Consider the following 8,679-nt stretch of genomic DNA (forward strand, 5'->3'; position numbering starts at 1 on the left):
CTAATAATTAATCTCGAACCACTTTAATAATAATTTTTAAGTTAGTGTTAAACGAGGTCATTTTTTCAAATTTGTCATGACAGCCATAGATTAAAATATCGACTTAAAACTGTGTAGACAATTGATACTTAACTCTCATTTAATTGGTTTTATCATGCAAATTTAATACGATATATAAATAAAACAAATTGGCTTAATTCTTTCATTCACTCCACAGAATCAATAAATCCACAGAATCATTAAATCTTAAACAGTAAATTCATAGTTTCACTAATTTCACAAAAAGCCACTCAAAACCACTCAAAACCACTCTCTCAATATACCTCTAAATATAAAGCTATATAGTTTAATAACGTAACAAAAAAATGACCGCCGAAGCGATCATTTTTTGATTTAATTTTGCAGCTTAACTAAATTTAAGATTTCAATTATATGTCTAAAATTAAAACTTAAAGTTAGCACCTAAAGTAATACCTGATGCATCTAAGTCGCCTTTATTACCTACATCTTTTACTTTTGGATACCAATCGTAAGCCAGTTCAACTGCAGCGTTAGGCGCTAGGTTATAGCCAACACCAACACCACCAGCTACTCCAGTATCAGAGTAGTCACCATTATTTACGCCTAAAACATTTTTAGAATCTAATTTAACTTCGTTTTTAGCTACCCCTAGACGTCCTTTGGCATACATTTGTGAGCCTGGGAAAGTATAGTCATAGGTTGCATATAAACCATATACATCAGCACTATATTCTGACTTTTCTACAAGAGTAGTTGAAAAATCTTCATCACTAGTAGTCATATACTCAGCTTCTACACCAAAGTTTGGTGTAAATTTCGCACCGCCGTAGATACCATATGAAGTAGCAGCATCTTTAGCAGCATCTAGATCATACTGACCAACTTTAGCACCGATATAGGGCTGTGCAGTCATACCATAGTTAGTAGCCGCTTGAGCGCCTACAGTAACCAATGAACCAGCAACAACCGCTAAAAGCGTTTTTTGAAATAATTTCATTATCGTACTCCTATTTATATAGTTATCTAATTATTGGGTTATCTAATTATTTAGTTAGCTAGCTAGATAGATAGCAAAGAATTGATTTGCTTAGAAGTTAAATGAATCATTACTAAATGCTGAAATTTTTAGCTTTAAATCCATTTCTCTTTCTATGTCGTAATAGTAACAAAATATTTCAAAGACTGTGTTTGACTTTGATAGCTTAGTTGTTACTTAATGATATGAGACATTTCTATCTGCATACAACTGTAATTGATTTACTTAAACTTTTTAGTCAAGTGTATTGTTAAATTTACTAATAAAAGTAGTCAACGTTTAATGAAAATTATGACGATGCTTTGAGTATAAGCGCTTGGCAAACCATACTGGTAAATATCAAAATATAATATTAGAAATAAAAAAACGACCGCATATGCGATCGTTTTTGATAAAACATTGTAAGACTTAATTTATCGAAATTTAAAGTAGCTATTAAACCTTTAAAGCAGATAAACCGTTAAATTAGAATTTAACATGAGCGCCTAAAGTAACGCCAGAAGCGTCAATGCTGTCACCATTGTCTACATCAATTGAAGGGTACCAGTTATACATCGCTTCGATTGAAGCATTAGGTGATACATTAAAGCCTAAACCTAAACCACCAGCAACACCTGTATCATCAATTTTGGTTGTATCTTTTACATTAGTAGATTTAACAGTGTCTTTAACTTCAACCTTATTTTTTGCGTATCCTAAACGTCCTTTAGCATATAGACCGTTTGCACTTGGAATGGCGTAATCAGCTGTAGCATATAGGCCATAAGTATCAGCACTATACTCACTCTTAGAAACAGCATCTTCACCAGCGTTTTCATCACTAGTAGTTAAGTACTCAGCTTCTAAGCCGAAATATGGCGTAAATTTGGCACCACCATAAACACCATAAGAAGTTGCTTTGTCTGCATTATCAATATTAAGATCATATTGACCAATTTTAGCACCAAGATAAGGCTGTGCTGTCATACCATTACCATAGCTAATAGCAGCTTGAGCACCAGCTGTGAATAATGTACCAGTAGCTAGAACCAATAAAGTTTTATGTAAAGTTTTCATTCTTTTCTCCAAATCAATAGTATTAAATGTAAGACAATAATAAATAAAAGTATCTATCATCGAAGTAATGAAACATCTTACTCGTTGTCGATGTACGCATTTTATACAAGGTTTGAAACTTATTCTGTCTATGTTTAATAGGTAAGAAGTTAATTTTTACGGCTATTGTTTATGCCAACGGTTACATAAACCGTTTTTTGAAAAGATTTGTTACATTTAGGTTTTTCTGTAATACTTTATACATATTGTAAAACCTCAATCTCTTACAATTTTATTATTTTTATAAATCTTATAGCTTCAATTCATAAAGAAAAGCGCTATTCTAACTCAAATTTATTTTAGGACATCTGTATATAATGGGACCGACACACTCTACTATTAACCAAGTACTCGAAACATTAAAGTCTAAGCAACAGTATCGACAACTACCAAAAATAAAACATCAAGATCAATGGATAGTTTCAAACAATATCTCCTTACTTAACATTTCAAGCAATGATTACTTAGGATTAGCCAATGATAAAAGGTTACAATTCGATTTCTTAAACTATTTAAATGAGATGCCTGAATCTTTGTTACCAAAAATGGGCTCTACCTCCTCACGCTTATTAACGGGCAATCATGAACAGCTACAACTTTTAGAGGACGAACTGTTAGATTGGTACAAACTTGGATTAAGCGAGGAACAGCGAGCCATAAGCCAAAAAGCTGTATTGGTGGTAAATAGTGGCTACCATGCCAATATTGGGGTAATACCGGCATTGGCAAAATTACCACTGACTACTTTGATTTTGACAGACACCCTGATTCACGCCAGCCTGATAGATGGGGTGCGTCTTATTAGCAGTAAACAATGTACTTATCAACGCTATCGACATAATGACTTAAATCACTTGGCTAGTCTGATACAAGAAGCAGATGACAGCGTGGCGCGCATTATCATAGTGACAGAGAGCATCTTTAGTATGGATGGTGATCGGGCAGATTTAAAAGCTCTAGTTGGTCTTAAAGCCAAGGATCCAAGGATTGAGCTATATGTAGATGAAGCCCATGCTGTAGGTGTCTTGGGTCGCAATGGATTAGGACTGGCTGAGGAAACCCAGACTTTAGAGGATATAGACTATCTGGTAGGCACTTTTGGTAAAGCTTTTGCTTCTATGGGCGCCTATATCATTTGTAATGAGCCCATTAAGCAGTGGTTCATTAATCAAATGCGTTCTTTTATCTTTAGTACGGCGCTGCCGCCCGTCACCCATTGCTGGACTAGATTTGTATTGGCAAAAATGCCTAACCTTATTACTTTACGTAGCCATCTTGCTCAGCTTTCAGTTAGCGTGTCTCAAGCGATAAACAACGACCCCAATATAGTTTACCAATCTCCAATTATTCCTTATATAGTCGGAGACAATGCGAGCGCTGTTAAAAAGGCTCAAGACTTACAACAAGCTGGATTCTATGCCTTACCTATTCGTCCACCTACTGTACCTGTTAACACTTCAAGGATTAGACTAGTCATGAATGCTCAATTAACGACTTCAGACTGTGCTCGTCTTATTGATCAGCTGTAGCTTTATAATACAACTGCTATCTATTAGATAAAAAAAACCGCACTCTAAGAGTGCGGTCTTAATTACAATGATCAATTTGAACAATAAACCAATATTATCTAGGTTTTACTTTTTGTCTTCTTCATTCACTTCTGTGAACTCAGCATCTACCACATCATCATCAGTAGCATTATCAGCTTTTGCACCTTCAGCTGCTTGAGTTGGATCTACACCTTCTGTACCTTGACCAGCTGAGTAAATCTTTTGGCTAATTGGTAAGAATGCATTGTCTAACGCTTCAAGCTTGGCTTTGATGTCTTCATGATCATCTTCTTTAGCCGCAAGTTCAAGGTCACTGATTGCAGTATCAACTGAAGTTTTCTCTTCTTCTGTCACTTTATCCTCAGCATCTTTCATTGCTTTTTGGATAGCATGAATACGGCCGTCGGCTTCGTTACGAACTTGAGCAAGCGCTGCGAATTTTTCATCTTCAGCGGCATTAGCTTCTGCATCGCGTACCATTTGCTCGATTTCTTCATCCGATAAACCAGAGTCGGCTTTGATCTGAATGCTCTGCTCTTTACCAGTACCTTTGTCTTTTGCTGAAATATTCATGATACCATCAGCGTTAATGTCAAAGGTTACTTCGATCTGAGGGATACCACGTGGTGCAGGTGGGATATCTGTTAGATTGAAGTTACCTAGCAATTTATTCTGTGAAGCTACTTTACGCTCACCTTGATATACCTGAATCGTTACCGCTGGCTGATTGTCTTCAGCAGTTGAGAACACTTGTGATTTTTTAGTAGGGATCATCGTGTTTTTCTCGATGATTGGGGTCATTACACCGCCCATAGTTTCAATACCAAGCGTCAATGGTGTAACATCAAGTAATAAGACGTCAGTTTTGTCACCTGATAATACAGCACCTTGAATCGCTGCACCTACTGCTACAGCTTCATCTGGGTTCACATCTTTACGTGGCTCTTGACCGAAGAATTCTTCAACGGTTTTTTGAACCAATGGCATACGAGTTTGACCACCGACTAAGATAACATCGTCAATATCACTTGCCTTCAAGCCAGCATCTTCTAGAGCTATTTTACAAGGATCAATAGTACGTTTTACTAGCTCTTCTGTTAAAGCTTCAAGCTTAGAGCGACTAATTGTTACCACTAAATGCTTAGGACCTGATGCATCAGCAGTAATGTATGGTAAGTTTACATCAGTACTTTGAGCACTTGATAATTCGATTTTAGCTTTTTCAGCAGCTTCTTTTAGACGCTGCATGGCTAATGGATCGCCTTTTAGATTAAAGTCTTGCTCTTTTTTGAACTCTTCAACCAAATAGTCAATTAAAGCCAAGTCAAAATCTTCACCACCTAAGAAAGTATCACCATTGGTAGATAACACTTCAAATTGTTGTTCACCATCAACGTCAGCGATTTCAATGATTGATACGTCAAATGTACCACCACCTAAGTCATATACAGCGACTGTACTATCGCCTTTTTTCTTATCCATACCATAGGCTAGCGCTGCTGCGGTTGGTTCGTTGATAATACGCTTAACGTTTAGACCAGCAATTTTACCAGCATCTTTAGTAGCTTGACGCTGTGAGTCATTAAAGTATGCAGGAACTGTAACAACAGCATCAGTTACTTTTTCACCTAAATAGTCTTCTGCTGTTTTTTTCATTTTTGTTAAAATTTCAGCAGAAATCTGTGGCGGGGCCATTTTTTTACCATTAACTTCTACCCAAGCATCACCGTTGTCTGCTTTAACGATTTTATAAGGCACCATACCGATATCTTTTTGTACCACTTTGTCTTCAAAACGGCGACCGATAAGACGCTTAATAGCATATAGCGTGTTATTAGGGTTGGTAACTGCTTGACGTTTTGCAGACTGACCTACTAGGATTTCACCATCTTTATAAGCGATGATAGAAGGCGTTGTGCGGGTACCTTCAGCATTTTCGATGACTTTAACCTTATCACCTTCCATTACTGCCACACATGAGTTGGTTGTACCTAAATCAATACCAATTGTTTTAGCCATAATATAAAACTCCAAATTATTTATTGTTTGTGTTTATTTCAATATCAGCATTTGGCTTACTGTCCAAAATGAAACTCCCTTAATGAATACTAGCTATAATAAAACTGGCTGTATCAGAAATGAACGTTTTAAAGCTACGCAGTAAGCCTTGCTACTTGTTTCTATATATCGGTTTGGCTCGACGATTTTTCAAGCCAAAGTTAAGTAAAATTGATAACTTTTTGTCTTTTTATGTGTTTTTAGACTTTGAAAAATACGATTAAGCGAATTATTTAACATTATTGAGTCGATTACTGACCTACTTTTACCATAGCTGGGCGCAATAAACGACCATTTAAGGTATAGCCTTTTTGTAGCACTTCACCTACTGTATCGGCAGGTGCTTCAGGATGTATACCCACAGCTTCATGCAATTCAGGGTTAAAAGCCTCTTGTTGTGGGTCTACCACTTCTACGCCTTGTTTATTCAATGCATTTAACAGCGTTTTATGAGTAAGCTTCACCCCTTCCATAATAGCATCGTCAGCATCATTATCGGCTTGGACACTAATAATGGCACGCTCTAAGTTATCAACCACCTCTAACAGCTCTTTAGCAAACTTCTGTAGCGCAAATTTACGGCTCTTTTCAGTTTCTTGTTCCATGCGTTTTTGTGCATTATAAGCATCCGCATTGGCACGAGCTTGGCCTTCTTTTGCAGCTTTTACTTCGTTTTCAAGTTGAGCAATACGCTCTTCATACACACTGACATCAATATCATTAGCAATAGTACTATCACCATTTACTTCAGGGTTAAATTCGTTCAGGGTCTGCTCTAATACGGTCTCAGGACGCTCAATATTGTTATGAGCCACAGTCTCAGTTGCTTGATCATTTGCTTGGTGGGGTACTGAATTGTTCGCTTCATTATTACTCATGGTATCTCCTTAGTGATTTAAATAGTTACAATAATTTAAGTAGCTTTTAGTTAGTAGGTTAGATTCATATAACCATATTTTTTAGTCGTTCAAAGGTCTAATTTAGAATATTTTGCTTTTTTTGATAATATTTTGCTAACTCAAACCATGTTGTTTTTGCCATGCACTTTTTTATATTCTTAGTGCTTGATAAAGGTTATTAGGCCAAATTTCAACCCCTACGCACAAACTTAAAACAATCCATTAACAAGACTAAGGGCTTAATGCCTTAAAATACCTTATGAGACAGCTTTTCTTAGGCAGTTGCTAATTTTTTTAAAGCTATTTTTTTAAAGCTAATGTCAGTGCATTTTTTTGTCAAAGTAATTTAATTAAACTAAATACAGTATCTAAACTCAATACAGTATCTTTATAGGACTTAAACATGTCGTTATTCTTGACCCATACAATCAATAGCAAGCCTGCGCTTATTAAGCAATATCTGAAGGCGATGTTATTGGCTATGGTAACGACCATAATAGTAGGAGGGTGCGACTCAAAGCCAAAACCGAATGCAGATACTTTGGTTCAATTGTTTGAAGATAAAATTGTGATAGACCATTCAATGGTTCAGACCAGTACCCCTGAGCGTTATCAGCCTAGTTTTAATCTAGAAGGTAGTTTGGTGCCTGTTGAGCGTGTTGATATTAAGACGTCCTATCCTGTTTTATTTGCATCTATTAAGGTTGAAGCAGGACAAGAAGTTGAACAAGGTCAGCCTGTATTAGAAATTAAAAGTAAAATAGCACAGAGTAAACTTCACTATATTGTTAATGAGATTGGCAATGAGATTGATACTGAGATTGGCAATGAGATTAACGATGAATTTGTTGAAGTATATGTCAACGGTGTTCAAATTAAAAATATACCTAAAAGCGATACTGCTTCTATACAAGCTCATACTAAGGCCGAGACACGTAGTGAAAAATCTTTGCCTCCGAACGGCAATGCACAGTTTACTCATAACGCATCAACCGCAGAGTCATCTCCTATTGAAAAACCAGTGGCGGTAACCTTAGTATTTAAATCGCCTATTAAAGGTACTGTTACGGCAATTACTGACCCTAATAGCAAGATTTCGGTTAATACCAAAGATAATATTGAGGGAAATTCTAACAATAACTCCGCAGATGGTAATGATTCTAATTCGGTTAGTGCGACACAGAGTAACTTATCATCACCTATCATTACGGTGGCCAATACAAAAAAATTGCAACTGATTGGCAAACTACCTTTATCTACCGAGTCTCAGCTTGCCGTGGGTAATCCTGTGACGTTTACTGTGCATAAATTGCAAAAAGAGTTTACCGGTCAAATTAGCCATATCATTCCTGAGCCTAAATCAAATACTTTGTTTGTTCAAGCACCTCTAGTCGCAGGAGAGAATAGTAAAGAACAATTGGCACCTGGGATGCTCGCATCGATGCATATTGACTATGGTCAAATCGAGCTAGGAGTACGCTTACCAAGAAGCGCCATTCATGAGGCTCAACTTGAGCAATTGACCAAAAAACAACCTCGCCCAAAGAGTCCAATTACTGTGTATGTGTGGGTTATTGAACAAGATCAAACTTTAGCTTATACCCCTGTAGGAGTGATGGAGTACTTTGCGGATTCTGATAAATTTCTGGTAAGTGGTATTAGTAATGAAAGCTTGGTTTGTCTGGCGGATTTACCAAAGAATTCAATAGGCAAAAAAGTATTCATAAATTAATAATCACCCTAAAGCCTTTAGTGAATGCATTAACTATTTAACATTATTTTTTAGTATTTTTTTGATTAATGATATTTTTCCGAAGACTTTTCATCTGGAGTAACCTCTCTATTCTTTAAAACTAAACTGTTATTATTTAAACATATACTCCTATTATTCAAAATACCGCTTAACTTTTTTAATAGCACATAATTTAATTGTACATATTTTAATAGCACATTATTAATGATAGATGTTTCACATGGAACAACTAAACTTAAAAAGTTCCACGTGAAACCATTTGTCAGT

Annotated in this window: 7 protein-coding genes; 2 read left to right on the forward strand and 5 right to left on the reverse strand. The window is 36.2% G+C overall.

The annotated features are described in order from the left end of the window. Positions 1 to 442: 442 nt before the first annotated feature. Positions 443 to 1,018, reverse strand: coding sequence for a porin family protein (locus QZ265_RS08025; RefSeq protein WP_296405108.1), 576 nt, complete (start codon positions 1,016 to 1,018; stop codon positions 443 to 445). A 504-nt stretch (positions 1,019 to 1,522) separates the two neighbouring features. Further along, the gene (locus tag QZ265_RS08030) at positions 1,523 to 2,113 is read right to left on the reverse strand and encodes a porin family protein (protein ID WP_296405110.1); all 591 of its coding nucleotides are present in this window, start codon (positions 2,111 to 2,113) and stop codon (positions 1,523 to 1,525) included. Positions 2,114 to 2,469: 356 nt separating this feature from the next. On the opposite strand from QZ265_RS08030, the gene QZ265_RS08035 reads away from it, so the two are divergent. Continuing rightward, positions 2,470 to 3,681: an 8-amino-7-oxononanoate synthase gene (locus tag QZ265_RS08035; RefSeq protein ID WP_296405111.1), complete on the forward strand. Its 1,212-nt coding sequence runs from the start codon at positions 2,470 to 2,472 to the stop codon at positions 3,679 to 3,681. Between the two features lie 105 nt (positions 3,682 to 3,786). Here QZ265_RS08035 and dnaK read toward each other — a convergent pair whose 3' ends face one another. Further along, complete coding sequence (dnaK, locus tag QZ265_RS08040) at positions 3,787 to 5,721, reverse strand: molecular chaperone DnaK (protein ID WP_296405114.1); 1,935 nt, start codon at positions 5,719 to 5,721, stop codon at positions 3,787 to 3,789. A gap of 290 nt (positions 5,722 to 6,011) precedes the next feature. Next, the gene (grpE, locus tag QZ265_RS08045) at positions 6,012 to 6,638 is read right to left on the reverse strand and encodes a nucleotide exchange factor GrpE (protein WP_296405116.1); all 627 of its coding nucleotides are present in this window, start codon (positions 6,636 to 6,638) and stop codon (positions 6,012 to 6,014) included. A 424-nt stretch (positions 6,639 to 7,062) separates the two neighbouring features. On the opposite strand from grpE, the gene QZ265_RS08050 reads away from it, so the two are divergent. After that, positions 7,063 to 8,391: a hypothetical protein gene (locus tag QZ265_RS08050; protein ID WP_296405118.1), complete on the forward strand. Its 1,329-nt coding sequence runs from the start codon at positions 7,063 to 7,065 to the stop codon at positions 8,389 to 8,391. Between the two features lie 65 nt (positions 8,392 to 8,456). Here the strand turns inward: QZ265_RS08050 and QZ265_RS08055 are convergent. Then, a partial coding sequence (locus QZ265_RS08055; RefSeq protein WP_296405120.1) for a hypothetical protein occupies positions 8,457 to 8,679 on the reverse strand: 223 nt, incomplete at its 5' end.

The sequence above is a fragment of the Psychrobacter sp. genome, assembly GCF_018260395.1.
GTDB lineage: Bacteria > Pseudomonadota > Gammaproteobacteria > Pseudomonadales > Moraxellaceae > Psychrobacter.

What these genes read in the sequence shown, in the direction of transcription:
- QZ265_RS08025 (WP_296405108.1), bottom strand. Translation starts at nt 1,018, where the DNA reads ATGAAATTATTTCAAAAAACGCTTTTAGCGGTTGTTGCTGGTTCATTG.
- QZ265_RS08030 (WP_296405110.1), bottom strand. Translation starts at nt 2,113, where the DNA reads ATGAAAACTTTACATAAAACTTTATTGGTTCTAGCTACTGGTACATTA.
- QZ265_RS08035 (WP_296405111.1), top strand. Translation starts at nt 2,470, where the DNA reads ATGGGACCGACACACTCTACTATTAACCAAGTACTCGAAACATTAAAG.
- dnaK (WP_296405114.1), bottom strand. Translation starts at nt 5,721, where the DNA reads ATGGCTAAAACAATTGGTATTGATTTAGGTACAACCAACTCATGTGTG.
- grpE (WP_296405116.1), bottom strand. Translation starts at nt 6,638, where the DNA reads ATGAGTAATAATGAAGCGAACAATTCAGTACCCCACCAAGCAAATGAT.
- QZ265_RS08050 (WP_296405118.1), top strand. Translation starts at nt 7,063, where the DNA reads ATGTCGTTATTCTTGACCCATACAATCAATAGCAAGCCTGCGCTTATT.